Source organism: Arthrobacter sp. Soil761 (genome assembly GCF_001428325.1).
GTDB lineage: Bacteria > Actinomycetota > Actinomycetes > Actinomycetales > Micrococcaceae > Arthrobacter.
Window position 1 is genome coordinate 25,674 of sequence record NZ_LMSF01000004.1, and the last position, 25,829, is coordinate 51,502.

At 64.6% G+C, this 25,829-nt stretch carries 20 protein-coding genes and 1 tRNA gene; 17 read left to right on the forward strand and 4 right to left on the reverse strand.

Features of this window, described 5'->3' with window-relative positions:
• Position 1: 1 nt before the first annotated feature.
• The gene (locus tag ASG79_RS04760) at positions 2-1,702 is read right to left on the reverse strand and encodes a PspC domain-containing protein (RefSeq protein WP_056388910.1); all 1,701 of its coding nucleotides are present in this window, start codon (positions 1,700-1,702) and stop codon (positions 2-4) included.
• Between the two features lie 125 nt (positions 1,703-1,827).
• On the opposite strand from ASG79_RS04760, the gene ASG79_RS04765 reads away from it, so the two are divergent.
• Together ASG79_RS04765 and ASG79_RS04770 are read left to right on the forward strand one after the other, a co-directional pair.
• The gene (locus ASG79_RS04765; RefSeq protein WP_056388911.1) at positions 1,828-3,195 is read left to right on the forward strand and encodes an ATP-binding protein; all 1,368 of its coding nucleotides are present in this window, start codon (positions 1,828-1,830) and stop codon (positions 3,193-3,195) included.
• Positions 3,192-3,881, forward strand: coding sequence for a LuxR C-terminal-related transcriptional regulator (locus ASG79_RS04770; RefSeq protein ID WP_018769115.1), 690 nt, complete (start codon positions 3,192-3,194; stop codon positions 3,879-3,881). The genes ASG79_RS04765 and ASG79_RS04770 overlap by 4 nt, the downstream gene beginning before the upstream one ends.
• Positions 3,882-4,036: 155 nt before the next feature.
• On the opposite strand, the gene ASG79_RS04775 is transcribed toward ASG79_RS04770, so the two are convergent.
• Positions 4,037-5,254 carry a pyridoxal phosphate-dependent aminotransferase gene (locus tag ASG79_RS04775; protein ID WP_018769116.1) on the reverse strand — a complete coding sequence of 406 codons (1,218 nt, stop codon included), beginning with the start codon at positions 5,252-5,254 and terminating at the stop codon, positions 4,037-4,039.
• 276 nt (positions 5,255-5,530) lie between these two features.
• On the opposite strand from ASG79_RS04775, the gene ASG79_RS04780 reads away from it, so the two are divergent.
• The 9 genes from ASG79_RS04780 (at position 5,531) to rplL (ending at position 12,039) form a co-directional block, all read left to right on the forward strand.
• Positions 5,531-5,603: transfer RNA gene (locus tag ASG79_RS04780), tRNA-Trp, on the forward strand.
• 82 nt (positions 5,604-5,685) lie between these two features.
• Complete coding sequence (gene secE, locus ASG79_RS04785) at positions 5,686-5,970, forward strand: preprotein translocase subunit SecE (RefSeq protein ID WP_056388913.1); 285 nt, start codon at positions 5,686-5,688, stop codon at positions 5,968-5,970.
• A gap of 115 nt (positions 5,971-6,085) precedes the next feature.
• Entirely contained in the window at positions 6,086-6,904 is an 819-nt protein-coding gene (gene nusG / locus ASG79_RS04790) for a transcription termination/antitermination protein NusG (RefSeq protein ID WP_018769118.1), read from the forward strand.
• Between the two features lie 128 nt (positions 6,905-7,032).
• Complete coding sequence (gene rplK, locus ASG79_RS04795; RefSeq protein WP_003803853.1) at positions 7,033-7,464, forward strand: 50S ribosomal protein L11; 432 nt, start codon at positions 7,033-7,035, stop codon at positions 7,462-7,464.
• A gap of 177 nt (positions 7,465-7,641) precedes the next feature.
• Positions 7,642-8,349: a 50S ribosomal protein L1 gene (gene rplA, locus ASG79_RS04800; protein WP_018769119.1), complete on the forward strand. Its 708-nt coding sequence runs from the start codon at positions 7,642-7,644 to the stop codon at positions 8,347-8,349.
• A gap of 131 nt (positions 8,350-8,480) precedes the next feature.
• Positions 8,481-9,578: a GNAT family N-acetyltransferase gene (locus tag ASG79_RS04805; protein ID WP_056388915.1), complete on the forward strand. Its 1,098-nt coding sequence runs from the start codon at positions 8,481-8,483 to the stop codon at positions 9,576-9,578.
• Between the two features lie 7 nt (positions 9,579-9,585).
• Entirely contained in the window at positions 9,586-10,704 is a 1,119-nt protein-coding gene (locus ASG79_RS04810) for a GNAT family N-acetyltransferase (RefSeq protein WP_056388918.1), read from the forward strand.
• A gap of 297 nt (positions 10,705-11,001) precedes the next feature.
• Positions 11,002-11,583, forward strand: coding sequence for a 50S ribosomal protein L10 (gene rplJ / locus ASG79_RS04815; RefSeq protein ID WP_018769122.1), 582 nt, complete (start codon positions 11,002-11,004; stop codon positions 11,581-11,583).
• A 78-nt stretch (positions 11,584-11,661) separates the two neighbouring features.
• Positions 11,662-12,039 (forward strand): 50S ribosomal protein L7/L12, encoded by a 378-nt coding sequence (rplL, locus tag ASG79_RS04820; protein WP_018769123.1) that lies wholly within the window; start codon positions 11,662-11,664, stop codon positions 12,037-12,039.
• Between the two features lie 72 nt (positions 12,040-12,111).
• Here the strand turns inward: rplL and ASG79_RS04825 are convergent, their stop codons facing one another.
• Both ASG79_RS04825 and ASG79_RS04830 read right to left on the reverse strand, forming a co-directional pair.
• Positions 12,112-12,609, reverse strand: a complete 498-nt coding sequence (locus ASG79_RS04825; RefSeq protein ID WP_056388921.1) for an aminoacyl-tRNA deacylase — start codon at positions 12,607-12,609, stop codon at positions 12,112-12,114.
• Positions 12,609-13,808 carry an acetyl-CoA C-acetyltransferase gene (locus ASG79_RS04830; protein ID WP_026265738.1) on the reverse strand — a complete coding sequence of 400 codons (1,200 nt, stop codon included), beginning with the start codon at positions 13,806-13,808 and terminating at the stop codon, positions 12,609-12,611. The genes ASG79_RS04825 and ASG79_RS04830 overlap by 1 nt, the downstream gene beginning before the upstream one ends.
• Positions 13,809-14,063: 255 nt before the next feature.
• Here ASG79_RS04830 and ASG79_RS04835 point away from each other — a divergent pair, with 255 nt between their 5' ends.
• The 6 genes from ASG79_RS04835 to fusA all read left to right on the forward strand — a co-directional run bounded on the left by ASG79_RS04835 (position 14,064) and on the right by fusA (position 25,789).
• On the forward strand, positions 14,064-14,552 hold the full coding sequence (locus ASG79_RS04835) for a hypothetical protein (protein WP_321165441.1): 489 nt from the start codon (positions 14,064-14,066) through the stop codon (positions 14,550-14,552).
• A gap of 309 nt (positions 14,553-14,861) precedes the next feature.
• Positions 14,862-18,371 (forward strand): DNA-directed RNA polymerase subunit beta, encoded by a 3,510-nt coding sequence (gene rpoB, locus ASG79_RS04840; protein ID WP_018769127.1) that lies wholly within the window; start codon positions 14,862-14,864, stop codon positions 18,369-18,371.
• 103 nt (positions 18,372-18,474) lie between these two features.
• Entirely contained in the window at positions 18,475-22,374 is a 3,900-nt protein-coding gene (locus ASG79_RS04845) for a DNA-directed RNA polymerase subunit beta' (RefSeq protein ID WP_018769128.1), read from the forward strand.
• 384 nt (positions 22,375-22,758) lie between these two features.
• Complete coding sequence (rpsL, locus tag ASG79_RS04850; protein WP_009358312.1) at positions 22,759-23,133, forward strand: 30S ribosomal protein S12; 375 nt, start codon at positions 22,759-22,761, stop codon at positions 23,131-23,133.
• Position 23,134: 1 nt separating this feature from the next.
• Positions 23,135-23,605, forward strand: coding sequence for a 30S ribosomal protein S7 (rpsG, locus tag ASG79_RS04855; protein WP_003803829.1), 471 nt, complete (start codon positions 23,135-23,137; stop codon positions 23,603-23,605).
• A 69-nt stretch (positions 23,606-23,674) separates the two neighbouring features.
• Positions 23,675-25,789 (forward strand): elongation factor G, encoded by a 2,115-nt coding sequence (fusA, locus tag ASG79_RS04860; protein WP_056388927.1) that lies wholly within the window; start codon positions 23,675-23,677, stop codon positions 25,787-25,789.
• Positions 25,790-25,829: the final 40 nt, after the last annotated feature.

Here is a 25,829-nt window from a genome sequence, read left to right on the forward strand (position 1 = left end):
GTCAGTTGCCTTCCTGGATTGTGACGTTGCTGAACGTGCCGTCGATCCGCACCACCAGGTGGTTGCCGGGCTTGTCCGCGTTGTAGCTGCTTTCGCGGGTGGTGGTGCCGCCGCGCTGGCCGGTGGCCTCGTTAAGGTTTCCCATGGTCATGTCCGCCTTGATGTCGACGGGCAGGTTCTGCGGGATCACCACGGTCACGTTGCTGGCGGTGATGTCCAGGGGAACCACGACGTCGGACGTCAGGGGGGCGGTGGGTGACAGGCCCGTGAGGTCCACGGTGCCCCGCCCGGCGGTGATGTCGATGCCGCCGCGTGCCTCCTCAATGCTTGCCGGGTTCCAGTCCACTTGCTGGAAACGCATCCGGCCGTCGTCCAGCGTGTTGTAGATGCCGCCGGTAACCAGGGCGATTACGGCAAAGAGGCTCAGGACGCCGGAGGTGCGGCCGCGGAAACCCGCCACCAGGATGCCCAGGCCTAGCACTGCTGCCGCGCTGGCCCACACGATGGCGTTGGCGGAGCCGCCCAGGTCGATGATGTTTGCGGCATCCAGCGCCTTGAGGCCACCGCCCACCACCAGGGCCGAGCCCGTGGCGATGGCGACGGCGGGAGCGCCGGGGCCGGACGGCCGGGGCTTTGGCGGTTGCGGGGGCACCCACGGTGCGGGGTAGCTGCTTCCACCGGGAACGCCGCTGCCCGGCCCGCCTGTGCCCGGCCCGCCGCTGCCCGGCCCGCCTGTGCCCGGCCCGCCTGGGCCTGTGCTGCCTGAACCGGAGCCGTTTGGGCCGGCGGAGGTGCCTCCGACGGGAACACCGGTTCCGATAGGAGTGCCGTGTCCGCCCGGGCCATAGATACCGGTGGACGCTGAGCTGGTGGGGCCGCCGCTGTACCGGGGCGCCGCCGGGAAGCCGGGCGCCGGCCCGGAGGGCGTGCCTGCGGAGAACGACGAGGTGTAGTCCGCGCCCGGGCGTCCGGCCGGGTGGCCCGCGCCGGGGGCTGCCGGCGTGTGGCCTGCCATGGTGGGGTGGGACTTGTTGCGCTGGGAAAGGTAGTAGACCAAATAGATTGCGCCGGCCACCCAGAAGACGGTCCAGAGCAGTCCGCTGAGGCCGTTATGGCTCCAGCCCCAGAAGCCTCCGCCCAGGCCGGTGAGACCCAGGACCGTGGCAATCAGGGAGCCCGTCATGCCACTGGACCAGCGTCCGGCGCCGGCTTCCTGGACGTGGATCCGGCCGTCCGGTTCCGGCAGGAACGCCCATGCCAAGCCATAGAAGAACACGCCAATGCCGGCCAGGAGAGTGAGGACAATGAAGGCGCCGCGGATGATGATCGGGTCCACGTTCAGCCGGTGGGCGATTCCGCTGCAGACGCCGCCGACCCAACGGTCGTTGCCCCGGTAAATGCCGTTGCTGCGGATCCAGCCGAAGAAGTCGGTGGAAGGAGTTGGGGCGGTGGGGCTGCTGCGGTAGGCATAGCCCTGGGTGTTATCAGCGGGATCAGGGCCCGGTCCGGCACCCGGATCAGCTGAGGGACCGGCGCCAAGACCACCTGACGGGCCGGCCGCGGGACCGGCACCCGGGCCAACCTCAGGCTCCGGAGGCGTTGCAGGGGAGGACGGCAGCGGCTCCGTGGGCCGCTCGCTGTCGGATCCGGGGATGGCCCCGGCAGGGTGTTCGTCGTCAGGGGAGGGGGTCTGCGAGTTCATACCTTGATCCTCCCGTCCGGGCCCGTCGCCGCTCTACTGGGGGATACCCTGAACGGCCCCTGAGCTGTCCCCGGTAAGCGGCCGGATACGGTCCGGGCAACCCTGATCCGTGTTTGGATTGATCCATGACAACCCTCCCGGTGCGCCCGCCCCTGGCACGGAGCAGCGACCGTGTCATCGCCGGCGTCTGCTCCGGCCTCGCCGCGCACCTGGGCTGGCCGGTCAAGAATGTCCGGCTGGGCATGGTCCTCGCCTCCTTCGCAGGCGGGGCCGGCCTGGTCTTCTACGCATGGCTCTGGATCATGGTGCCCACCGCGGACGAGGCCGCGCGCCGCAACGCCCGCCGGCCGGCGTCGCCCATTGCTCCCGCCGTCAGCCAGCTGGGACCGGGCCAGCCGCAGCAGGCCCAGCCGGCGCAGGAGACGGCGTCCGACGGCGGAGCACCAGCAGGTGCCGATGGGCCCGTTCCGGCCGGAGCGGGAGCCTCCGGAGAGCCCCCTTGGTTCCGGGCGCGCGGGATGCGGTACGGCAAGGAAATCCTGCTGGGCTGCGGGCTCCTGCTGGTGGCCGGCATCATGATTGCCCAGATGCTGGGCGTGGACGTGTCCCTGGGGACGCTGATCCCGGCTGCAGCTGTGCTGGGCGGCGCGTCGATCGCCTGGATGCAGCTGGATGAGACGCGCCGCGCAGGGCTGGTGGACAAGACCAAAGCGGACCAGGCCGGCGGGTGGGGCAGGCTCGCTGCAGGACTGGCGCTGGTGGTAGCAGGGGTCCTGGTGATGGTGTCCGGCTCGGGCTCCTGGGAACAGACCTGGCTGGCGCTGTTGGCGTCCGTGGCCGTCCTGGGCGGCGTGGTGCTGGTCCTGTTGCCGTGGGCGCTGAAGTTTTGGCGGGACCTGGAATCGGAACGCGCCGGCCGGATCCGGGAGACGGAACGGGCGGAGATCGCTGCCCACCTCCACGATTCCGTGCTGCAGACACTGGCACTGATCCAGCGGCGCGCCGGCAACGAGCATGACGTGGTCCGCCTGGCCCGTGCCCAGGAACGCGAGCTGCGCGGCTGGCTGTTCCAGGACCCCGGCCGTGAAAGCGGACAGCTTTCAGACCGGATCAAGGCTGTTGCGGCGGAGGTGGAGGACCTGCTTGGCAACGCCGTGGAGGTGGTCACCGTGGGTGACGCCGCCATGACCGAGGCGCACGAAGCCCTGGTCCAGGCAAGCCGGGAGGCCATGCTCAACGCCTCGCGGCACGGTGGCGGAACCGTCTCGGTCTACCTTGAGGCATCGGACGGGCAGGCTGAGATCTTCATCAAGGACAGGGGACCCGGTTTCCAGCTGGGGGACGTCCCGGCGGACCGCCTCGGTATCAGGGAATCGATCATCGGCAGGATGAAGCGGCATGGCGGCTCGGCGGCCATCCTCAGCACGGGGGACGGTACCGAGGTCCGCCTGAGGCTGCCGGCTGCAGCAGAACACGCGGAAGGAAAATCATGAACACGACCCAGGGGACAAGTACCGGAAGCGCCCGGCCGGCAAACTCCGTGAGGGTGGTCATCGTGGACGATCACGCCATCTTCCGGTCCGGGCTGAAAGCTGACCTCGACGCCGGCATCCAGGTGGTGGGGGAGGCCGCCACCGTTGAACAGGCCATTGCCGTGATCGCCCAGCAGCGGCCCGACGTCGTTCTTCTCGATGTCCACCTGCCCGGAGGACTGGGCGGCGGCGGCCGGGAAGTCATCGCCGGCTCCGCCGCGCTCCTGTCCACCACCCGTTTCCTGGCATTAAGCGTCTCCGACGCTGCGGAGGACGTGGTGGCCGTCATCCGCGCCGGTGCCCGCGGATACGTCACCAAGACCATCTCCGGCGCCGAGATCACCGACGCCGTGTTCCGGGTGGCCGGCGGCGACGCGGTCTTCTCCCCACGCCTTGCCGGGTTCGTCCTGGACGCCTTCGGCACCGCTCCTGCGGATATTGCCGATGACGAGCTGGACAAGCTCTCCGCCCGGGAACTTGAGGTCATGCGCCTCATCGCCCGCGGCTACAGCTACAAGGAGGTGGCCAAGGAGCTCTTCATCAGCATCAAGACGGTGGAGACCCACGTGTCAGCCGTGCTGCGCAAGCTCCAGCTCTCAAGCCGCCACGAACTGACCAAATGGGCAGCCGAGCGCCGCCTCCTGTAGACGCCCCATCAGATCCTGCGCCTTTAAACCAAACGCCCCATCATCTTTCGGCCTTTAAACCCAAACGCCCCATCAGATCCTGCGCCTTAAACCCAAACGCCCCATCACCAGGTGATGGGGCGTTTGGGTTGTTCCTGCGGAAGGTGATGGAGCGACTACTGGGCCTTGCCCAGGAAGTCCTGCAGGCGCTGGACGCCCGTGGCGAGGTCGTCGTCGCCCAGGGCGTACGAGAGGCGCAGGTAGCCCGAGGGGCCGAAGGCTTCGCCGGGAACCACTGCCACCTCAACCTCGTCAAGGATGAGCGAGGCCAGTTCCGCGGAGGTCTGCGGCGTGGCCGTACCGGACGCGGTCGGGAATTCCTTGCCCAGCAGGGCACGGACGTCCGCGTACACGTAGAAGGCGCCCTTCGGCGTCGGGCATTCCACTCCGTCGATCGCGTTCAGTCCTGCCACGATCGCCTTGCGCCTGCGGTCGAACGCAACCTTCATTTCGTCCACGGCGGTCAGCGGACCGGACACGGCGGCGAGGGCGGCGATCTGCATGATGTTGGACACGTTGGAGGTGGCGTGCGACTGCAGGTTGGTGGCAGCCTTGATGACGTCGGCCGGGCCGATCATCCAGCCCACGCGCCACCCGGTCATGGCGTACGTCTTGGCAACGCCGTTGAGGATGACCACCTTGTCGCCCAGTTCGGGGGCCGCGGTGGCGATCGACGTGAACGGCACGCCGTCGTAGGTCAGGTGCTCATAGATTTCGTCCGTGACCACCCACAGGCCCTTGGCGGCGGCCCACTTGCCGATTTCCGCCACCTGCTCAGGGGAGTAGACGGCGCCGGTGGGGTTCGACGGCGAGACGAACAGCAGGATCTTGGTGCGGTCCGTCACGGCTGCTTCGAGCTGTTCGACGGTCACCAGGTAGTCCTGTTCGGGGCCGGCGAAAACCTCCACGGGGACGCCGCCGGCGAGCCGGATGGCCTCCGGGTACGTGGTCCAGAACGGGGTGGGAACGATGACTTCGTCGCCCGGATCCACCAGGGTGGCGAAGGTGTTGTAGACGGCCTGCTTGCCGCCGTTGGTGACCAGGACCTGGGAGGGGTCCACCTGGTAGCCGGAATCGCGGAGGGTCTTCTCGGCGATGGCCTTCTTCAGCTCGGGCAGGCCGCCGGCGGGGGAGTAGCGGTGGAACTTGGGCTGCCCCGCAGCCTCGATTGCCGCCTGCACGATGTAGTCCGGGGTGGGGAAGTCGGGTTCACCCGCGCCGAAGCCAATAACGGGCCGGCCAGCTGCCTTCAGCGCCTTGGCCTTGGCATCGACGGCCAGGGTTGCGGATTCGGCAATTGCGGAAATGCGTTGGGAAACGCGGGCGGCAGACATGGCAGGTCCGTTCTTCGCTTGCAGCCGGGTGGCTGGAATGTGGGATTCGACGAGTTCTACTCTATGCTGTTCACCGGACCCTCCGGGGAGCCGGTTTTGATTTATGACTGCCCTGCGCAGCACCTTTCAGGCCGGACTTCGGACGGACCGGGCCGGGCTGGTTTTACCTACGCGAAGTTCTTGCGTAGACTGGTTCACCGGTGTTGAAACACGGATGATGACGTGCGCCCCAGTTCAAGCTGGTGTTGGGTCGTCAAAGAGTGGAATTCACTCCATAGGGTAGTGGCGCAATTGGTAGCGCAGCGGTCTCCAAAACCGCAGGTTGCAGGTTCGAGTCCTGTCTGCCCTGCGCAAGCTGCTCCGGGCGAAAGCCCGGGGCAGGCGCAGCAACCATGGTTCTGATCAGGGCCGGGTAATCCACCATTGCAAAGATGAGCGAGGACCAGGTGACCGAAACAGCTGCCAGCAGCTCCAAGGGCCGCCCAGCTAAGAAGGAAGCCAAGGCAAACTTCTTCGCCCGCATTGCACTCTTTGTCCGCCAGATTATCGGCGAACTGAAGAAGGTTGTTGCCCCCACCCGCAAGGAACTGATCAACTACACGCTCGTGGTGCTGGTGTTCGTGGCCATCATGATGGTCATCGTCAGCCTGCTGGACATTGGTTTCGGAACCGCTGTCAGCTGGATCTTCGGCGGTACCGGCCCCAAGGACAGCTAAGGCTGCACAGTCCGCAGGCCGCGTGTTCCATCCGGGAAACCGGAAGGGATGCGCCGGTGTGCGGGATTGAGCCATTTAAATAGGCATGTTAGGCAATGAGGAAGCAGGAGACCAAGTGTCTGAGCAGGAGCTCGAGGTAACCGAGACGGGGCTGGAAGAATCCCCGGACGTCACGGCAGAAGCCGGTGAAGAGTCCGAGGTTGAGTCCTCCACGCCCGAATCCGACGACGCCGCCTCCGACGTGGTAGTTGCTGCCGAAGGCGATGCATCAGACGCTGACGGGGAAGACGAGTCCGCCGACGCCCTCGCCGCCGCGGCAGCAGCTGCAGCCGTGGATCCCGCTGAGGAGTTCAAGGCCAAGCTGCGCCGTCAGGAAGGTGACTGGTACGTCATCCACTCGTACGCAGGTTACGAAAACCGCGTGAAGGCCAACCTTGAAACCCGCATCCAGACCCTGGACATGGAAGATTACATCTTCGAAATCCAGGTGCCCATGGAAGAAGTCGTGGAGATCAAGAACGCCCAGCGCAAGGTGATCAACCGCGTCCGCATCCCCGGCTACGTCCTGGTCCGCATGGACCTGACCGACGCCTCCTGGGGCGCCGTCCGCCACACCCCCGGCGTCACCGGATTCGTGGGCAACGCCCACAACCCGGTCCCGCTGCGCCTTGACGAGGTCTTCTCCATGCTCGCCCCTGTATTCGAAGAGGAACAGGCCGAGAAGGGCAAGCCGGTCAACAAGCAGAATCAGGCTCCCGTGGCCGTCGACTTCGAGGTCGGTGAATCCGTCATCGTCAAGGAAGGTCCCTTCGAGACCCTTCCCGCCACGATCTCCGAGATCAAGCCCGAGTCCCAGACCCTCGTGGTGCTGGTCTCCATCTTCGAGCGCGAAACGCCCGTCACCCTGGCGTTCAACCAGGTCACCAAGATCTGAGAATCCTAGAATTCGTCCCGGCGCCGCCCGCTTAGCTGCACCGGAACGGCCGGCCGCCTTGCCATGGCGGCCAAAAACCTGAGGCACGCTCCTGTGCCCCAGGACGTTATTGAGAGAAGGACCCTACATTGGCTCCCAAGAAGAAGGTCACCGGCCTCATCAAGCTGCAGATCCAGGCAGGTGCCGCCAACCCGGCCCCGCCGATCGGTCCTGCGCTTGGCCAGCACGGTGTCAACATCATGGAATTCTGCAAGGCGTACAACGCTGCGACGGAAGCCCAGCGCGGAAACGTCATCCCCGTGGAAATCACGGTCTACGAAGACCGTTCCTTCACGTTCATTACCAAGACCCCGCCGGCTGCAGAACTCATCAAGAAGGCTGCAGGCGTCGCCAAGGGTTCAGCAACCCCGCACACCGTCAAGGTTGCCAAGCTGACCCAGGCCCAGGTCAACGAGATCGCCTCCACCAAAATGGAAGACCTCAACGCCACCAGCCTCGAAGGCGCAGCGAAGATCATCGCCGGCACCGCCCGCTCCATGGGCATCACCGTCGAGGGCTAACCACCCTTCCCGCTGTCCAGCGTCAGGTAGTTGACGACGACGGGCGGCACCGCCGGGACACCGGCACCAAACACATTGAAATGTTGGTCATCCGGGCCGGATAACGAACCGGATCACCGACTGTGGCAGGGCCAGCGCGGTCCGCAGACCACAACTGCACAAGGAGAAATAAGCAGCATGGCAAAGCGCAGCAAAGCATATGAGGCAGCAGCCGCCAAGATCGACGCGGAGAAGCACTACGCACCGTTCGAGGCAGTAACGCTGGCCAAGGACACCAACCCGTCCAAGTTCGACGCCACGGTTGAGGTTGCCTTCCGCCTCGGCGTTGACCCCCGCAAGGCCGACCAGATGGTCCGCGGCACCGTCAACCTGCCCCACGGCACCGGTAAGACGGCCCGCGTCCTGGTCTTCGCCACGGGCGACAAGGCTGAGGCCGCAATCGCAGCCGGCGCCGACTTCGTTGGTTCCGACGACCTGATCGAAAAGATCGCCGCCGGCTGGACCGACTTCGACGCCGCCGTTGCCACCCCTGACCTCATGGGCAAGGTTGGCCGCCTCGGTAAGGTCCTGGGTCCGCGTAACCTGATGCCGAACCCCAAGACGGGCACCGTGACCCCCGACGTCACCAAGGCCGTCAACGACATCAAGGGTGGAAAGATCGACTTCCGCGTCGACAAGCACTCCAACCTGCACTTCATCATCGGCAAGGTTTCCTTCGACGCCGTGAAGCTGGCCGAGAACTACGCAGCCGCACTGGAAGAGGTCCTTCGCCTCAAGCCGTCCGCATCCAAGGGCCGCTACATCCAGAAGGCCACCGTGGCCACCACGTTCGGCCCGGGCATCTCCGTTGACCCCAACGTCACCAAGGTGCTCACCGAGGCGTAAATCCTCAGCAGCGTCCCGTGCCTTCCGGCACTTCTGAAGGGACCGTCCGGCTACCAGCCGGGCGGTCCCTTCAGGCGTTAACGCCGCTTGCGCACCCTCGACAGCCGTCCACGGCTGGCTACGCTTGGGGAATGACGCAGCCGAACGCCCTGGTGATTTCCGCCGTCGTTGTTCCTCCGTCAACCGAGGGCGGCAGCGACTTTCAGGACTTCAACGACTGCCGGTCAATGCGGGAAGCGCACGAACTGCAGACATGGGGCGACCTTGACCGTGGCTACACCTACGCGGAGGAGGTGGAACACTGGCGCGGCACCGCTTACGAGGCGCGGCACCTCTTTGTCGCCCGGCTGGGCAAGGAACCGGTGGGCATGTGTTCGGTGACGCTGCCCCTGCGGGAGAACACCGCCACGGCAGGGATCAACGTCCTGGTGGCGCCGGCCTTCCGGCGGCGCGGGCTGGGGCGGCGGCTCCTTGACCACGCGGAGAAGGTGGCCCGCGCCAACAACCGGACGTCGCTGGATGGCTACTTTGAACTCCCTGCCCGCCTGGTGGATGACGCGGGTCCGCTGGTACCTGCCATGTCGGGGGCCGGGGGACTTCCTTTGGCTGACCCGGCCACCTCCTTCGCCCTGTCCGCCGGGTACCGGCTGGAACAGGTGGAGCGTTCCAGCCGGCTCGACCTCCCCGTTCCGGGACAACTGCTGGCGCGGCTGGAGGCTGATGCCCTCAGCCACGCCGGCGATTATCGGCTGACGGCCTGGGACGTGCACTGTCCGGACCCGTTGATCGCCCGGTACGCCGCCCTGCGGGCACAAATGAGCACCGATGCGCCCACCGCCGGGATGGACTGGGAACGCGAGGACTGGGACGCCGCCCGCGTGCGGGACGACGAGCAGGCGCTGGCCAGGAGCGGCGTGCACTCATCCGTGGCGGCGGCCCTGCACCGCCGCACCGGTGAGCTGGTGGCCTATACCGTCCTGACCTGGCGGCCGCTGGTGCCGGGGTCGCTGCTCCAGCAGGACACCCTGGTGTCGGAGGAACACCGCGGCCACCGGCTGGGCATGCTGGTCAAGGTGGCCAACCTCCGCCGCGCACAGGAAAAGTGGCCCCGGGCGCGCTCGGTCCTGACATGGAATGCCAGCGAAAACCAGCATATGCTGGCGATAAATACCGCACTTGGATTCAGGCCCGCTGGCTATGAAGGTGAGTGGCAGAAACGGCTGGGATGATGCCCGAATGGCAATAGACGTAAAGATCGAGCAGCTTTGGATCCCCGACTCACTGGACACCCCCGACGCAGCGGACTTCCTTGCCGCCGTCGAAGTCGGCCGCAAGGTGCGGATGGCCACGTGGGGCAGCGACGATCTGGCTTACGGTCCACTGGAGAAGCTGCTTGAGTTCGCGGATCCGTATGAGCGCCAGCTGATCCTCGTGGCCAAGGTGGATGACACCATTGTGGGAACGGTGGACATCGCACTGCCGCTGACTGACCACCTGGACCTCGCCGAACTCACTTTGGACATCCTCCCCGAGTACCAGCGGCAGGGCGTGGGACGGCGGCTGCTGGAGGCAGCCGAACAACTGGCAAGGGGGGAAGGGCGCAGCATGATCCTGGTGGACACCAACCACCCCGGCGCGTCCCTGTCTGAGTTTGAACAGGCCCTGCTGGTTCCCGGTACCGGCCAGGGGTTCGTGCCGCTGGAGAGCCGCGAAGTGGAGTTCGCGCAGAAGACCGGATACACGCTGCAGCACATCGAGCAGTTCAGCTCCTGCCGCTTGCCGCTGGACAGCAAGCTGGTGGCGGACCTCCAGGCTGAGGCCGAAGAAGCAAACAACGGCAGGTACAGGCTGCACCACTGGACCGACCGCTGCCCGGAACGCTGGCTGGAGGCCGTGGCCGTCCTGGAAAACCAGGCCGGGGCCGATTTGGATCCCTCGCTGGACGCGCCCGTTGAGCAGGAGATGGTGTTCGACGGCGGCATCCTGCGGGAGGCGGAGGACGTCGCCATCGCGCAGGGCCGCAGAACGGTGGTCACCGCCGTCGAGCACATCGCCACCGGAGCCCTGGTGGGACTGACCACCATCACCGTGCTGGCGCACCGGGCCGACGTCGTGTTCCAGGACGACACCCTGGTGCTGCAGGAACACCGCGGCAACAAGCTGGGCCTGCTGATTAAGGTGGCCAACATGGAGCGGCTCAGCGAGCAGTTTCCTGACGCCCGCATCATCTACACCTGGAACGCGCCGGAGAACCGGTACCTCCTGACCGTCAACAGGCAGCTCGGCTTCCAGACGGCCGGCGTCACCGGGATCTGGCAAAAAGAGCTCCCCACGTTGCACACCAGTACCAGCTGAGCCCCCGATTTGGCGGAGCGGCAACGCCTCGCGTAAGCTGGGAGTACCAAAGACCGTCGGTTGTTGGAAATCCACTCTCCTGAACATGGCTCAACTCTGCAGTTGTGCTCCGGAGGCCACAGTGGGTTTCCGGACGAAGGACCCTCAACGCAGGGCGGCCGGCGCAGGTGAACGAAGCAAAGCTCCGCGGTTCAGCCGTGTTGAGCCAAGCCCCGTGCATCTGCGCGGGGCGTTTTTAGTTTTAGCTCTCTTGAGCGGGGACCGTCGAATACCGGCACTATCCCCGGAAGGAGGGTTATGGCAACGCCTACCAAGGTTTCAGCAGTAGCTGAGATCACTAACGATTTCAAGGAATCGAACGCCGCTGTCCTGACCGAATACCGCGGGCTCACCGTTGCACAGCTCAAGCAGCTGCGTGTTTCTCTCGGCCAGGACACCAAGTTCGCGGTCGTCAAGAACACCCTGACCGCCATTGCAGCCAAGGAAGCCGGCGTCGAAGCATTCGACGGCCAGCTTGCCGGCCCCACTGCAATCGCGTTCATCAAGGGTGACGCAGTTGCCGCTGCCAAGAGCCTGACGGATTTTGCCAAGGCCAACAAGCAGCTGGTCATCAAGACCGGTTACTTCGAGGGCAAGGCGCTGGACGCCACCGAGGTTGCCGCACTTGCTGCCCTCGAGTCCCGTGAGCTGCAGCTCGCCAAGGTTGCAGGTGTCCTCAAGGCACCGGCCGCCGCAGCTGCACGCATCATCGACGCACTGCGCCTCAAGCTTGAAGAAGAGAACGGTGCACCGGCAGCTGCCGAAGCGCCCGCCGCTGAAGAAGCCCCCGCCGCTGAAGCTGAAGCTGCCGCTGAAGCTCCCGCTGCCGAAGAGAACTGATTCTCTTACCCCCACCAGACTCCGGTGCCCCTCAGGCCATGCGCCATTGCGGACACCACAACAGGAAGGACGCCTACCATGGCGAAGCTCAGCAACGAAGAGCTCATTGAAGCTTTCAAGGAACTGACCATCATCGAGCTCTCCGAGTTCGTCAAGCTCTTCGAAGAGACCTTCGAAGTTACCGCCGCTGCTGTTGCAGTTGCCGGCCCCGCCGGTGGCGGAGCTGCTGAAGAGGTTGAAGAGAAGACCGACTTCGACGTCATCCTCGAAGCTGCCGGCGACAAGAAGATCGCAGTCATCAAGGAAGTTCGCGCCATCACCTCCCTCGGCCTCAAGGAAGCCAAGGACCTGGTTGACGGTGCCCCCAAGGCTGTCCTCGAAGGCGCCAACAAGGAAGCTGCCGAGAAGGCCAAGGAGCAGCTCGAGGCTGCAGGCGCCACCGTTACCCTCAAGTAACAACGCCTTTTCCTCAGAAAACCCCGTCCACTCCGGTGGGCGGGGTTTTCTGCCTTAAACGGGTCTCCCGCGTTACGCGGGGTCGCTGATATCCGCCACAACCGCGTCCAGGGCTGCGGTCAGGGCATCGGCGTCAACGAACGCACTGTAGCCATGGGCGCCGGCCCCCATGGAGATCCGTCGCCCAGTGATCGTGGCGTCGGCATAGACCGGCCACGCGGTGGTGCTCCCCAGCGGAGTGATCGTGCCCCGCTCATAGCCGGTTGCCTCCAGCGCGGCAGCGGCGGGCGGGAGGGACAGCTTGTTGACGCCTACCAGGGCGCGGAGCTTGGGCCAGGAGATCTGCCGGTCGCCCGGGACCAGGGCGAACAAAAAGGTGCCGTCCTTGTGCTTGACCACCAGGGATTTGACGATGTCGGACGGGCTGATGCCCAGGATGCCGGCGGCCTCTTCGAGGCTCTTTGCTGCCGGGCGCTGCACCACGTCAACCTGCAGGCCGCGGGCCGCGGCGTCGGCCAGGAAGCGTTCCCGTCCGACGCCGTCCGTTCCGTTTCCGGATGCGCCCGCCATCAGTCGCGGTACAGCAGGAGGGCCTCGCCCTGCCCGCCCCCGCCGCAGAGGGACACGGCGGCTTTGCCCGTTCCGCGCCGTTTCAGCTCATGGGCTGCATGGGCCGCCAGCCGTGCGCCCGAGGCCCCGATCGGATGTCCCAGCGCGATGGCACCGCCGTGGATGTTGCACTTTTCCAGGGGATAGTCCAGGTCCTTCAGGGACTGTACCGCCACGGACCCGAAGGCCTCGTTGATCTCGATGAAGTCAAGGTCCGCAGTGCTCCACCCGGCCTTGCCCAAGGCGTTCATGATGGCGTTTGACGGCTGGGAATGCAGCGAGTTGTCAGGGCCGGCCACCTGTCCCGGCTTTCCCACCACGGCCAGGTACTCCAGCCCGTTCTCCTCCGCGTAGCCTCGGGATGCGAGCACCAGGGCGGCGGCGCCGTCGGACAGGGGAGAGGAGTTACCGGCGGTGATGGTGCCATCGGTGACGAACGCTGCGCGCAGGCCTGCCAGCGACTCCACCGAGGTGTTGGGGCGGACGCCCTCGTCGGAATCCACCACCAGGGGCTCGCCCTTGCGCTGCTTCACGCTGATGGGTGCGATCTCGCCGTCGAACGTTCCGTTCTTTGCCGCCAGCGCCGCGCGCTGGTGGGACTGGGCGGCAACGTTGTCCTGCGACGTGCGGTCAATGCCCAGCGTGAGGTTCCGTGTTTCCGTGGACAGGCCCATGGACTGGCCGTCGAAGGCATCGGTCAAGCCGTCATGGGCGGCAGCGTCCAGCGCCTGGATGGAGCCGTACGTCCATCCCTGGCGGGACCCCGGGAGCAGGTGCGGCGCCCGGCTCATCGACTCCTGGCCGCCGGCCACCACCACCGCGGCCTCGCCGGCACGGATCATCCGGGCGGCGTCGATCACCGCCGTCAGGCCTGAAAGACACACCTTATTGACTGTGACCGCGGGGACGTTCCAGCCGATGCCGGCGCCGACGGCGCTCTGCCGCGCTGGATTCTGCCCCGCACCGGCCTGAAGCACCTGGCCCATGATCACGGCCTCCACGTCGCCGGTGCCGACGCCGCTGGATTCCAGTGCGGCTTTGATGGCGTGGGCGCCAAGGTCCACGGCGGTGAGACTCGAGAGCTGGCCGTTGATCCGGCCCTGCGGAGTCCGTGCTGCCCCGAGGATGACAACGTCACTGTTGTCGGGAGAGTTGCCCATGGTTTTCACTTTCAGTCCGGTTCCGGTGTAAGCCACCAAGGCTATCGTGACCCTGGTCACCCAACTATTCAAACGCTGGAACCCCTATGTGCATTCCTGAATCAGTTCGTTCCACACGCGGCAGGGGAGAGGTCCCCATCGGCAGCGTTGTGCACGACGGCGGCCTCTTGCGTAGGGTGGACGGCGAGGCTTTGCAGGGGCACATGCTTTGCAGGGGGACAGATGGTCCGGAGCCGGGACGGACGGAGCGACACAGTGAAGACGACATCTATCGCGGCAGCCACGGCCTCCACGGCCTTACTGGCGGGCGGAATGATGGCAGGCTGCTCGGTGTCCACCCCGGCGCCGGCGGAATCGGTCCAGTCGACCGCATCGCCGGAGCAGACCCGGGATGCGGCCGGAAGCGGCCCCCTGGCCACCGGCGGCACAAGCCAGGGTGCCAGGGCAGGCGGAACCCGGGAAGCCTGCGAGCTCTTCAACAGGCTGGTGGCGGATTACTCCTCTGTTTCACCCACTGACTCCAAGGGCTATGAGGACGTGTACCTGAAGGCCCAGGACGCCAAGAACACTGTCTCCGGGGATCTGCAGGGACTGTTTGCCTCCCTGAGCCTGCTGGCCATCGACCACTCATCCGCGGCGGAGGCCGGAGCCAAGCCGGCGTCGGAGTCCCAGGACGCGGTGCGGGACGCCGTCTTCGCCAACTCCGCGGCTTGCACGGCGGCGGGCGTCACGCTCAGGCTCTAGCATCCGGGCGGCGCCCTAGGGGTCCCCAAAAATCAGGTGCTTGCAATCCGGCCGGATGTGGGGTAGACACGTAGGTTATTTTGCCGTATCGTAGATATTTGCGTCTTCCCTGTTTACCTTCAGCCTTCATATAGCGGTGGGCTTTGCCTGGCAGCTGGCAATGAACGTGCCGTAACAACGGTCACAGCATAGTCAGTATCAGGTCCCGGGTCATATAGCGGAACCGGATGGTAGCGCTGCGGAGTCACTCCGCAGGGTGCACAGCGGGGGAGATCTGAAAACGCCTGAAGGTCTGTGGAAGGATCCCTCTTGGTCGCCTCGAGCACCTCTAATAACGAAACCGCTAACACTGCCGACAGCACTGATGGTGCCACTCGCCGGCTCTCATTCGCAAAGATTCACGAACCTCTTGACGTTCCGAATCTGCTTGCCCTGCAGACGGACAGCTTTGACTGGCTGGTCGGCAATGAGCGCTGGCAGGCACGCGTGGCAAAGGCTGTCGAAGAAAACGATCTCAGCGTCGCCACCACGTCCGGCCTGTCGGACATCTTCGAAGAGATCTCCCCGATCGAGGATTTCCAGGGCACTATGTCCCTGAGCTTCTCCGATCCGGAGTTCGCTGACCCCAAGTACACCATGGCCGAATGCAAGGACCGGGACGCAACGTACTCGGCTCCGCTGTACGTCAAGGCCGAGTTCATGAACAACAACACGGGCGAAATCAAGCAGCAGACCGTGTTCATGGGTGACTTCCCGCTGATGACCGAGAAGGGCACCTTTGTCGTCAACGGCACCGAGCGTGTCGTCGTCTCCCAGCTGGTCCGTTCCCCGGGCGCCTACTTCGAGCGCGCCGCTGACAAGACCAGCGACAAGGACATCTTCACCGCGAAGATCATCCCGTCCCGCGGTGCCTGGTTTGAGCTCGAGATCGACAAGCGCGACCAGGTCGGTGTCCGCCTCGACCGCAAGCGCAAGCAGTCCGTCACCGTCCTGCTGAAGGCCCTTGGCTGGACCGAAGGCCAGATCCTGGAAGAGTTCGGCCAGTACGACTCCATGCGGGCAACCCTGGAGAAGGACGCCACCGAGACCCGCGAAGACGCCCTGCTGGACATCTACCGCAAGCTGCGTCCGGGCGAGCCGCCCACCGTCGAGGCTGCCCAGTCCCTGCTGGACAACCTGTACTTCAACTCCAAGCGCTACGATCTGGCCAAGGTTGGCCGCTACAAGATCAACCGCAAGCTGGGCATCGACCGCTCCCTTGGCGACAAGGAAGCTTCTGTCCTGCACGTTGAAGACATCGTCGCCATGATCAAGTTCCTCGTCGCGCTGCACGCCGGCGAGAAGACCATCAAGGGCACCCGCGATGGCCAGGAAGTGGACCTGCGCGTCGAAATCGACGACATCGACCACTTCGGCAACCGCCGCATCCGCGCCGTCGGCGAGCTCATCGAGAACCAGGTCCGCACGGGCCTGTCCCGCATGGAGCGCGTTGTCCGCGAGCGTATGACCACCCAGGACGTCGAGGCCATCACGCCGCAGACCCTGATCAACATCCGCCCCGTGGTCGCAGCCATCAAGGAGTTCTTCGGAACCTCCCAGCTGTCGCAGTTCATGGACCAGAACAACCCGCTCTCGGGCCTGACCCACAAGCGCCGCCTGTCGGCCCTTGGCCCCGGTGGTCTGTCCCGTGACCGCGCCGGCATGGAAGTCCGTGACGTGCACCCGTCCCACTACGGACGTATGTGCCCCATCGAAACCCCTGAAGGCCCCAACATCGGCCTGATCGGTTCGCTGGCATCCTACGGACGCATCAACCCGTTCGGGTTCATCGAAACCCCGTACCGCCTGGTCAAGGACGGCGTCGTGTCCGACGACGTCCAGTACCTGACAGCCGACGACGAGGCCGAGGTCCTGATCGCCCAGGCCAACGCGCCGCTGGACGAGAACAACAAGTTCGCTGAAGACACCGTGCTGGTCCGTGCCCGTGGTGGTGGGGGCGAGCCCGTCCTGGTTCCGGCCGCGGACGTTGAGTTCATGGACGTCTCCCCGCGCCAGATGGTGTCCGTGGCTACCGCCCTGATCCCGTTCCTGGAGCACGACGACGCCAACCGCGCACTCATGGGTGCCAACATGCAGCGCCAGGCTGTGCCGCTGGTCCGTTCCGAGGCCCCGTTCGTGGGCACCGGCATGGAGCGCGCTGCCGCCGTCGACGCCGGTGACGTTGTCATCGCCAAGAAGGCCGGTGTGGTCACCGAGGTTTCCGCCGAGCTCGTCATCATGCTCAACGACGACGGCACCGAGACCAACTACCGCATCAACAAGTTCGCCCGCTCCAACCAGGGCAACTGCTACAACCACCGCGTCCTGGTGAACGAAGGCCAGCGCCTGGAAGTTGGCGGCATCATCGCCGACGGCCCGGCAACGGACCAGGGCGAGCTCGCACTGGGCAAGAACCTGCTCGTGGCATTCATGTCATGGGAAGGCCACAACTTCGAGGACGCCATCATCCTCTCGCAGCGCATCGTTGCCGAGGACGTCCTTTCCTCCATCCACATCGAGGAGCACGAGATCGATGCCCGCGACACCAAGCTTGGTGCCGAGGAGATCACCCGTGACATCCCCAACGTGTCCGAGGAAGTCCTGGCAGGCCTGGACGAGCGCGGCATCATCCACATCGGTGCCGAGGTTGAAGCAGGGGACATCCTGGTTGGAAAGGTCACCCCGAAGGGTGAAACCGAACTGACCCCGGAAGAGCGCCTGCTGCGCGCCATCTTCGGTGAGAAGTCCCGCGAAGTCCGCGACACCTCCCTGAAGGTGCCCCACGGCGAGTCCGGCACCGTCATCGGCGTCCGCGTCTTCGACCGCGACAACGACGACGAGCTGCCCCCGGGCGTGAACCAGCTGGTCCGCGTCTACGTGGCCGCCAAGCGCAAGATCACCGACGGCGACAAGCTCGCCGGCCGCCACGGCAACAAGGGTGTTATCTCCAAGATCCTCCCCGTTGAGGACATGCCCTTCCTTGCCGACGGCACCCCCGTTGACATCGTCCTGAACCCGCTGGGTGTTCCGGGCCGTATGAACGTGGGGCAGGTGCTCGAAACCCACCTTGGCTGGGTTGCCAAGACCGGTTGGAAGATCGAAGGCGAGCCTGAGTGGGTCAAGCAGCTGCCGAACCTGCCGCGCGAGAGTGGCCCCACCACTGTTGCGACGCCGGTGTTCGACGGTGCCCGCGAAGAGGAAATCACGGGCCTGCTGGATTCCACCAACGTGACCCGCGATGGTGAGCGCCTGATCAACTCCTCCGGCAAGACCCGCCTGTTTGACGGCCGCTCCGGCGAGCCGTTCCCGGATCCGATCTCGGTCGGCTACATGTACATCCTGAAGCTCCACCACCTGGTGGACGACAAGATCCACGCACGCTCCACCGGCCCGTACTCCATGATCACGCAGCAGCCGCTGGGTGGTAAGGCACAGTTCGGTGGCCAGCGCTTCGGTGAAATGGAAGTGTGGGCGCTCGAAGCTTACGGCGCCGCCTACACGCTCCAGGAACTCCTCACGATCAAGTCGGATGACATCCACGGTCGTGTGAAGGTCTACGAAGCAATCGTCAAGGGCGAGAACATCCCCGAGCCGGGCGTTCCCGAATCCTTCAAGGTCTTGATCAAGGAAATGCAGTCGCTGTGCCTGAACGTGGAAGTCCTTTCCACGGACGGAACCACAATTGAAATGCGTGACTCTGATGACGCAGTCTTCACGGCTGCGGAGGAACTGGGCATCGATCTGTCTCGCGCAGAGCCCAGCTCCGTAGAAGAGGTCTAGCAGGAGGTTTGCGACGGCGGGTGACCACCCGCCGTCGTACGCCCCCTCCCTCATCCCGCACCAAGACTTCAGAATTTAGAGAACAAGAGAGAACAGGGACCATATGTCCAGCGAATCCTCCTTCGGCCTCATGCAGATCGGCCTCGCCACCGCGGAAGACATCCGCGGCTGGTCGTACGGCGAGGTTAAGAAGCCGGAAACCATCAACTACCGCACGCTCAAGCCCGAGAAGGACGGCCTCTTCTGCGAGAAGATCTTCGGCCCGTCCCGGGACTGGGAATGCTACTGCGGCAAGTACAAGCGCGTGCGCTTCAAGGGCATCATCTGTGAGCGCTGTGGCGTTGAAGTCACCCGCGCCAAGGTCCGCCGTGAGCGCATGGGCCACATCGAACTGGCCGCCCCCGTCACGCACATCTGGTACTTCAAGGGTGTTCCGTCCCGCCTGGGCTACCTGCTTGACCTGGCCCCGAAGGACCTCGAAAAGGTCATCTACTTCGCCGCCTACATGATCACCAGCGTCGACGAAGCTGCCCGCCACGAGGAACTGCCCAACCTGCAGGTTGAGCACGACATCGAGAAGAAGCAGCTGATCGACAACCGCGATGCCGACATCGCCGCGATCGCCCGCGACCTCGAAGGCGAAATCGCACGCCTCGAAGGCGAAGGCGCCAAGGCTGCCGACAAGAAGAAGGCCCGCGACTCCGCCGACCGCCAGATGGCCAACGTGCGCAAGCGTGCCGACGCCGACATCGAGCGCCTCGAGCAGGTCTGGGACCGCTTCAAGAACCTGAAGGTCGCCGACCTCGAAGGTGACGAAGGCCTGTACCGCGAACTGCGCGACCGCTACGGCATGTACTTCGAGGGCTCCATGGGTGCCGAAGCCATCAAGAAGCGCCTTGAGAACTTCGACATGCAGGCCGAGTCCGACCTGCTGCGCGACGTCATCGCCAACGGCAAGGGCCAGCGCAAGACCCGCGCCCTCAAGCGCCTGAAGGTGGTCAACGCGTTCCTGACCACCAACAACAGCCCGCTTGGCATGGTCCTCGACGCCGTCCCGGTGATCCCGCCGGAACTGCGCCCCATGGTCCAGCTGGACGGTGGCCGCTTCGCGACCTCCGACCTCAACGACCTCTACCGCCGCGTGATCAACCGCAACAACCGCCTCAAGCGCCTGCTTGACCTGGGTGCTCCGGAGATCATCGTCAACAACGAAAAGCGCATGCTTCAGGAAGCTGTTGACAGCCTCTTCGACAACGGCCGCCGCGGCCGTCCGGTCACCGGACCGGGCAACCGTCCGCTGAAGTCCCTGAGCGACATGCTCAAGGGCAAGCAGGGCCGTTTCCGCCAGAACCTCCTCGGCAAGCGCGTCGACTACTCCGGCCGTTCGGTCATCGTCGTCGGCCCGCAGCTGAAGCTGCACCAGTGCGGCCTGCCCAAGCAGATGGCCCTGGAGCTCTTCAAGCCGTTCGTGATGAAGCGCCTGGTTGACCTCAACCACGCCCAGAACATCAAGTCGGCCAAGCGGATGGTGGAGCGCTACCGCCCGCAGGTCTGGGACGTGCTCGAAGAGATCATCACCGAACACCCGGTGCTGCTCAACCGTGCACCTACCCTGCACCGCCTGGGCATCCAGGCGTTCGAGCCGCAGCTTGTCGAAGGCAAGGCGATCCAGCTGCACCCGCTGGTTTGTGGCGCGTTCAACGCCGACTTCGACGGCGACCAGATGGCAGTGCACCTGCCGCTGAGCCCCGAGGCGCAGGCTGAGGCCCGCATCCTGATGCTGTCCTCGAACAACATCCTGAAGCCCTCCGACGGACGCCCGGTCACCCTGCCTTCGCAGGATATGATCATCGGCCTTTACCACCTGACCACCAAGCGTGTCGGTTCAGCCGGCGAAGGCCGCATCTTCGGTTCGGTTTCGGAAGCCATCATGGCGTTCGATGCCCGCGAGCTGCACCTGAACTCGCAGGTCAAGATCCGCCTCGAAGGCTTCGTGCCCTACGCCGGCTGGGAAGCTCCGGAAGGCTGGGAGCCGGGTCAGCCCGCACTCGTCCAGACCTCCCTGGGCCAGGTCCTCTTCAACGAGACCCTGCCCGAGGACTACCCCTGGGTTGAGGCTGTTGCCGACAAGGGCGAACTGTCCCGCATCGTCAACGACCTTGCCGAGCGCTACCCGAAGGTCGTCACCGCAGCAACGCTGGACAACCTGAAGGATGCCGGTTTCTACTGGGCCACCCGTTCGGGCGTCACCGTCGCCATCTCCGACATCGAGGTCCCGGCCGCCAAGCCGGAAATCCTTGCCGGGTACGAAGAGCGGGCCGCCAAGATCCAGGGCCAGTACGACAAGGGCCTGATCGACGACGACGAGCGCCGCCAGGAACTGATCGAGATCTGGAACAAGGCAACCAACGAGATCGCCCAGGCAATGCGTGACAGCCTGTCGCCGATGAACACCATCAACCGCATGGTGTCCTCCGGTGCACGTGGTAACTGGATGCAGGTCCGCCAGATCGCGGGTATCCGTGGCCTGGTGGCCAACCCGAAGGGTGAGATCATCCCGCGCCCCATCAAGTCCTCCTACCGTGAGGGCCTGTCGGTGCTGGAATACTTCATCGCCACGCACGGTGCCCGTAAGGGCCTGGCCGATACCGCTCTGCGTACCGCCAACTCGGGTTACCTGACCCGTCGTCTGGTGGACGTCTCGCAGGACGTCATCGTCCGCGAAGAGGACTGCGGCACCGAGCGTGGCCTGGTTACGCCGATCGCCGTCGCCGACTCCAACGGTGAACTCGTCCTGGACGAGAACGTCGAGAACAGCGCCTACGCACGTACGCTCGCCGTCGACGTCGTGGACTCCGAGGGCAACGTCCTCGCAGCCGCCGGCACCGACTGCGGCGATGTCGTCATCGCCGAGCTCTTCAAGGCAGGCATCACCGAGGTCAAGGTCCGCTCCGTTCTCACCTGTGAGTCCAGCGTCGGCACCTGCGCCCTGTGCTACGGCCGTTCGCTTGCCACCGGCAAGACCGTGGACATCGGCGAGGCCGTGGGCATCATCGCCGCACAGTCCATCGGTGAACCCGGTACCCAGCTGACCATGCGTACGTTCCACACTGGTGGTGCAGTTTCCGCCAGCGGCGGCGACGACATCACCCAGGGTCTGCCCCGTATCCAGGAGCTCTTCGAAGCCCGTACTCCGAAGGGTGTCGCCCCGATTGCTGAAGCAGCCGGCCGCATCACCATCGAAGAGTCCGAGCGCCAGATGCGCCTGGTCATCACCCCGGATGACGGAACGGAAGAGATCGCTTACCCGGTCCTGCGCCGTTCACGCCTGCTGATCGAAGACGGCGACCACGTCTCCGTCGGACAGAAGCTGATCAACGGCCCGGTGGACCCCAAGCAGGTCCTGCGCATCATGGGTCCGCGTGCGGCACAGAAGTTCCTGGTGGACGAGGTCCAGGGCGTGTACCGCAGCCAGGGCATCGGTATCCACGACAAGCATGTCGAGGTTATCGTCCGCCAGATGCTGCGCCGCGTCACGGTCATCGAGTCCGGCGAATCGGACCTGCTGCCCGGCGAGCTCGCCGAGCGCAGCCGGTTTGAGGAAGCGAACCGCCGCGTCGTGTCCGAGGGCAAGACTCCGGCTTCCGGACGTCCCGAGCTCATGGGCATCACCAAGGCGTCGCTGGCCACCGAGTCCTGGTTGTCCGCAGCTTCCTTCCAGGAGACCACCCGCGTCCTGACGCAGGCGGCCATGGAAGGCAAGAGCGATCCGCTGCTGGGCCTGAAGGAAAACGTCATCATCGGTAAGCTGATCCCGGCCGGCACGGGCCTCCCGCGCTACACCGAGGTCACCGTCGAGCCCACTGAGGAAGCAAAGGCCAACCTGTTCACCGGCCCCAGCGCATTCAGTGACTTCTCGTACGACACCCTGGGCGGTGACGGAGCCCCCGAGTTCCACGCCATCCCGCTGGATGACTACGACCTGGGCAACGACTTCCGGTAACCAACTCCGGTAGAGCCTTACGAGGGGATGGTCCCGCACCGAAAGGTGGGGGACCATCCGCTTTAACCCCCCGATTAAGGCATGGAGCCTGTCCGTGCTAGACTTGTTACCAATTGTTATTGTGGCAGTGGATGAGAGCGCCGGTATCAGCTGAAAAGCTGGACCAGAGCGACGTTTCCGGTTTGCAGGGTTCTTGTGCAACGTATGCCACATTTTTGCATGCCTAGGGACTTGTCCGACGCCAGTCGCCCCCGGGAATGCGATCCGACTATTAAGGCTTCGCCTTCGCCGCCCTGGAGATCTTCTTCAAGGCCCGGGCGGCGGGGCAACGCAACAGGAGAGTGGCCGGAAACAGCCACTCCGGATAAAACGGAGAACACGAGAGTGCCTACGATTAACCAGCTGGTCCGTAAGGGCCGCACGCCTAAGGTCTCAAAGACCAAGGCTCCCGCGCTTAAGGGCAGCCCCATGCGCCGCGGTGTCTGCACCCGCGTCTACACCACCACCCCGAAGAAGCCGAACTCGGCTCTGCGTAAGGTGGCACGTGTGCGCCTCAACGGCGGCGTGGAAGTTACCGCCTACATCCCCGGTGTTGGCCACAACCTGCAGGAGCACTCCATTGTGCTCGTTCGCGGTGGTCGTGTGAAGGACCTCCCGGGTGTCCGCTACAAGATCGTCCGTGGCGCCCTCGATACCCAGGGTGTGAAGAACCGTAAGCAGGCCCGCAGCCGCTACGGCGCAAAGATGGAGAAGAAGTAATATGCCTCGCAAGGGTCCGGCCCCCAAGCGGCCGCTCGTTTCGGATCCGGTATACGGTTCCCCGCTGGTAACCCAGCTCATCAACAAGGTGCTCGTTGACGGCAAGAAGTCCACGGCAGAGCGCATTGTCTACGGTGCACTCGAAGGCGCACGCGCCAAGTCCGGCGGCGACCCCGTTGCCGCCCTGAAGAAGGCCATGGACAACGTCAAGCCTTCCCTCGAGGTCCGCTCCCGCCGTGTCGGTGGCGCCACCTACCAGGTTCCGGTTGAGGTCAAGCCCGGCCGCTCCACCGCACTCGCCCTGCGCTGGCTGGTTGGCTACTCCAAGGCCCGCCGCGAGAAGACGATGACCGAGCGTCTCCAGAACGAAATCCTGGATGCGTCCAACGGTCTCGGTGCCGCTGTGAAGCGTCGCGAAGACACCCACAAGATGGCCGAGTCCAACAAGGCCTTCGCACACTACCGCTGGTAATACTCCCCGGACGCCGCCGGCTCAACAGAGCCGGCGGCGAACGCGTAGTCCATCCCAAAAGGAGACCCCGTGGCACAGGACGTGCTTACCGACCTTAGTAAGGTCCGCAACATCGGCATCATGGCCCATATTGATGCCGGCAAGACCACCACCACCGAGCGCATCCTGTTCTACACGGGTGTGAACCACAAGATCGGCGAAACGCACGACGGCGCTTCGACCACCGACTGGATGGAACAGGAAAAGGAACGCGGCATCACCATCACGTCTGCCGCCGTGACCTGCTTCTGGGAAAACAACCAGATCAACATCATCGACACCCCCGGCCACGTTGACTTCACGGTTGAGGTTGAGCGCTCCCTGCGCGTCCTCGACGGTGCAGTCGCCGTCTTCGATGGCAAGGAAGGCGTTGAGCCGCAGTCCGAGACTGTTTGGCGCCAGGCTGACAAGTACAACGTTCCGCGTATCTGCTTCGTCAACAAGATGGACAAGCTCGGTGCTGACTTCTACTTCACCGTAGACACCATCATCAGCCGCCTCGGTGCCAAGCCGCTGGTCATGCAGTTGCCCATCGGTGCCGAGAACGACTTCATCGGCGTCGTTGACCTGCTCTACATGCGCGCCCTGGTGTGGCCCGGCGATGCCAAGGGTGACGTGACCATGGGTGCCAAGTACGAGATCCGCGAGATCCCGGCTGACCTCCAGGAAAAGGCTGAGAAATACCGCGCGACCCTCGTTGAGACTGTCGCTGAGTCCTCCGAGGAACTCATGGACAAGTACCTCGAGGGTGAAGAGATCTCGATCGACGAGCTCAAGGCCGGCATCCGCAAGATGACCATCAACTCCGAGCTGTACCCGATCTTCTGCGGTTCCGCTTTCAAGAACCGTGGCGTTCAGCCCATGCTCGACGCAGTTGTGGACTACCTGCCGAACCCGCTCGACGTCCCCCCGATGGTCGGCCACGATCCTCGCGACGAAGAGAAGGAACTGACGCGCAAGCCTTCCTCGGAAGAGCCCTTCTCGGCTCTGGCGTTCAAGATTGCTGCGCACCCCTTCTTCGGCCAGCTCACCTTCATCCGCGTGTACTCCGGTCACGTGGAAGCAGGCGCCCAGGTGGTCAACTCCACCAAGGGCAAGAAGGAGCGCATCGGCAAGCTGTTCCAGATGCACGCCAACAAGGAAATGCCCGTTGAGGGCGCTACCGCCGGCCACATCTACGCAGCCATTGGCCTGAAGGACACCACCACGGGTGACACCCTGTGTGATGCCAACAACCAGATCGTGCTTGAGTCCATGAGCTTCCCGGAGCCCGTGATCTCGGTTGCCATCGAGCCGAACACCAAGGGTGACCAGGAGAAGCTCTCCACGGCCATCCAGAAGCTCTCCGCTGAGGACCCCACCTTCCAGGTGTCCCTCAACGAAGACACCGGCCAGACCATCATCGCCGGCATGGGCGAGCTCCACCTGGACATCCTGGTGGACCGCATGCGCCGCGAATTCAAGGTCGAGGCAAACGTGGGCAAGCCCCAGGTTGCCTACCGCGAAACCATCAAGCGCGCCGTCGAACGCCACGACTACACGCACAAGAAGCAGACCGGTGGTTCGGGCCAGTTCGCAAAGATCCAGATCGCCATCGAGCCGCTGGACACCGCCGAAGGCGAGCTGTACGAGTTCGAGAACAAGGTCACCGGTGGCCGCGTTCCGCGCGAATACATCCCGTCCGTTGACGCGGGCATCCAGGATGCACTGAACGACGGCGTCCTGGCCGGCTACCCGGTTGTCGGCATCAAGGCCACGCTGATCGACGGCGCGTACCACGATGTTGACTCCTCGGAAATGGCGTTCAAGATCGCCGGCCGTATGGCTTTCAAGGAAGCTGCACGCAAGGCGAACCCGGTTCTGCTCGAACCACTGATGGATGTCGAGGTCCGCACCCCTGAGGAATACATGGGTGAAGTTATTGGTGACCTCAACTCCCGCCGTGGCCAGATGCAGTCCATGGAAGATGCACAGGGCGTCAAGGTCATCCGTGCGCACGTTCCGCTGTCCGGCATGTTCGGCTACATCGGTGACCTGCGCTCCAAGACCCAGGGCCGCGCTGTGTACTCCATGACGTTCAACAGCTACGCCGAGGTCCCGAAGGCAGTTGCCGACGAGATCATCCAGAAGTCCCGCGGCGAGTAGTCCTTCCGGACTTTCAAAGCGAACACCTCGGTTGGGCAGT